Genomic DNA, 2701 nt, shown 5'->3' with positions numbered 1-2701 from the left:
ATTGTCTGGTGTTTATCAGTCGTGTTATGTTTTGTCTGCACATGGGGGACCATCCTCCAAGGCTAACATCCTGACTGAACCGATAGTGAACCAGTACCGTAGAGGGAAAGGCGAAAAGAACCCCTGTGAGGGGAGTGAAATAGAACCTGAAACCGTCTACGTACAAGCAGTGGGAGCCTCCTTTGTGGGGTGACCGCGTACCTTTTGTATAATGGGTCAGCGACTTAATGTTAGTAGCAAGGTTAACCGCATAGGGGAGCCGTAGGGAAACCGAGTCTTAACTGGGCGTCCAGTTGCTAGCATTAGACCCGAAACCGAGTGATCTAGCCATGGGCAGGTTGAAGGTTGAGTAACATCAACTGGAGGACCGAACTCACTAACGTTGAAAAGTTAGGAGATGACCTGTGGCTAGGGGTGAAAGGCCAATCAAACTCGGAGATAGCTGGTTCTCCCCGAAAGCTATTTAGGTAGCGCCTCGGACGAATACTACTGGGGGTAGAGCACTGTTAAGGCTAGGGGGTCATCCCGACTTACCAACCCTTTGCAAACTCCGAATACCAGTAAGTACTATCCGGGAGACACACGGCGGGTGCTAACGTCCGTCGTGGAGAGGGAAACAACCCAGACCGCCAGCTAAGGTCCCAAAGTTATCGCTAAGTGGGAAACGATGTGGGAAGGCTCAGACAGCCAGGATGTTGGCTTAGAAGCAGCCATCATTTAAAGAAAGCGTAATAGCTCACTGGTCGAGTCGGCCTGCGCGGAAGATGTAACGGGGCTAAGCGATACACCGAAGCTGCGGCAATGTCCTTATGGATATTGGGTAGGGGAGCGTTGTGTAAGCCGTTGAAGGTGTGCTGAGAGGCATGCTGGAGGTATCACAAGTGCGAATGCTGACATGAGTAACGATAAAGGGGGTGAAAAACCTCCTCGCCGGAAGACCAAGGGTTCCTGTCCAACGTTAATCGGGGCAGGGTAAGTCGGCCCCTAAGGCGAGGCCGAAAGGCGTAGTCGATGGGAAACGGGTTAATATTCCCGTACTGCTGCTTACTGCGATGGGGGGACGGAGAAGGCTAGGTGGGCCTGGCGATGGTAGTCCAGGTTCAAGTGCGTAGGCTGATTTCTTAGGCAAATCCGGGAAATCAAGGCCGAGACACGATGTCGAGCCACCAAGGTGGTGAAGTCATTGATGCCATGCTTCCGGGAAAAGCCTCTAAGCTTCAGGTAAGTAGCAACCGTACTCCAAACCGACACAGGTGGTCGGGTAGAGAATACCAAGGCGCTTGAGAGAACTCGGGTGAAGGAACTAGGCAAAATGGTACCGTAACTTCGGGAGAAGGTACGCTGCCCGCGGTGAAGTCCCTTGCGGATGGAGCTATGGGCAGTCGCAGATACCAGGTGGCTGCAACTGTTTATTAAAAACACAGCACTGTGCAAAATCGAAAGATGACGTATACGGTGTGACGCCTGCCCGGTGCCGGAAGGTTAATTGATGTGGTTATCGCAAGAGAAGCCATTGATCGAAGCCCCGGTAAACGGCGGCCGTAACTATAACGGTCCTAAGGTAGCGAAATTCCTTGTCGGGTAAGTTCCGACCTGCACGAATGGCGTAATGATGGCCACGCTGTCTCCACCCGAGACTCAGTGAAATTGAAATCGCAGTGAAGATGCTGTGTACCCGCGGCTAGACGGAAAGACCCCGTGAACCTTTACTACAGCTTGGCACTGAACATTGAGCCTACATGTGTAGGATAGGTGGGAGGCTTTGAAGCGGCGACGCCAGTTGCTGTGGAGCCATCCTTGAAATACCACCCTTGTATGTTTGATGTTCTAACTTAGCCCCGTTATCCGGGGTGAGGACAGTGCCTGGTGGGTAGTTTGACTGGGGCGGTCTCCTCCCAAAGAGTAACGGAGGAGCACGAAGGTGGGCTAATCACGGTCGGACATCGTGAGGTTAGTGCAATGGCATAAGCCCGCTTAACTGCGAGAGTGACGGCTCGAGCAGGTACGAAAGTAGGTCATAGTGATCCGGTGGTTCTGAATGGAAGGGCCATCGCTCAACGGATAAAAGGTACTCCGGGGATAACAGGCTGATACCGCCCAAGAGTTCATATCGACGGCGGTGTTTGGCACCTCGATGTCGGCTCATCACATCCTGGGGCTGAAGTCGGTCCCAAGGGTATGGCTGTTCGCCATTTAAAGTGGTACGCGAGCTGGGTTTAGAACGTCGTGAGACAGTTCGGTCCCTATCTGCCGTGGGCGTTGGATGATTGAGGGGAGCTGCTCCTAGTACGAGAGGACCGGAGTGGACGAACCGCTGGTGTTCGGGTTGTGTCGCCAGACGCATTGCCCGGTAGCTAAGTTCGGCACAGATAAGCGCTGAAAGCATCTAAGCGCGAAGCTGGCCCCGAGATGAGTCATCCCTAGAGCTTCGAGCTCTCTAAAGGGTTGTCGTAGACGACGACGTTGATAGGCAGGGTGTGTAAGCGCTGTGAGGCGTTGAGCTAACCTGTACTAATTGCCCGTGAGGCTTAACCATACAACACCCAAGAGGTTTTGGGTTGGACTTAAAATAAGCCAGTTGATTGTGGCGAGAACGAACAGCTTTCTAGATTAACGAATTTGCTTGGCGACCATAGCGCTTTGGACCCACCTGATTCCATGCCGAACTCAGTAGTGAAACGAAGCAGCGCCGATGGTAGTG

The 2701-nt window shown here is 52.9% G+C and carries 2 rRNA genes; both read left to right on the top strand.

Features of this window, described 5'->3' with window-relative positions:
• Positions 1-2536, top strand: a 23S ribosomal RNA gene (locus BGK46_RS07005); the annotation flags it as partial.
• Positions 2537-2622: 86 nt separating this feature from the next.
• Positions 2623-2701, top strand: a 5S ribosomal RNA gene (gene rrf / locus BGK46_RS07000); the annotation flags it as partial.

The sequence above is a fragment of the Salinivibrio sp. SS2 genome (assembly GCF_001722075.1).
Taxonomy (GTDB): domain Bacteria; phylum Pseudomonadota; class Gammaproteobacteria; order Enterobacterales; family Vibrionaceae; genus Salinivibrio; species Salinivibrio proteolyticus.
Note: the sequence above shows the minus strand (reverse complement) of the source record. Positions and strands in the feature narration are given on the sequence as shown.